Annotated in this window: 1 protein-coding gene; it reads left to right on the top strand. The window is 0.4% G+C overall.

Annotation, left to right across the window (positions count from 1 at the left end; translation table 11 throughout):
• Positions 1 to 255: hypothetical protein (locus KHA90_RS25980; RefSeq protein ID WP_186127718.1), on the top strand; the 255-nt coding region annotated here is incomplete at both ends.

The raw sequence follows: 255 nt of genomic DNA, 5'->3' as shown, positions 1-255 counted from the left end.
AAAAAAAAAAAAAAAAAAAAAAAAAAAAAAAAAAAAAAAAAAAAAAAAAAAAAAAAAAAAAAAAAAAAAAAAAAAAAAAAAAAAAAAAAAAAAAAAAAAAAAAAAAAAAAAAAAAAAAAAAAAAAAAGAAAAAAAAAAAAAAAAAAAAAAAAAAAAAAAAAAAAAAAAAAAAAAAAAAAAAAAAAAAAAAAAAAAAAAAAAAAAAAAAAAAAAAAAAAAAAAAAAAAAAAAAAAAAAAAAAAAAAAAAAAAAAAA

Origin of the sequence: Flavobacterium psychroterrae (genome assembly GCF_018380615.1) — a bacterium.
In the GTDB taxonomy this organism is placed as follows: domain Bacteria; phylum Bacteroidota; class Bacteroidia; order Flavobacteriales; family Flavobacteriaceae; genus Flavobacterium; species Flavobacterium psychroterrae.
The sequence above is the reverse complement of the archived record's forward strand: the minus strand, read 5'-3'. Positions and strand labels throughout refer to the sequence as shown.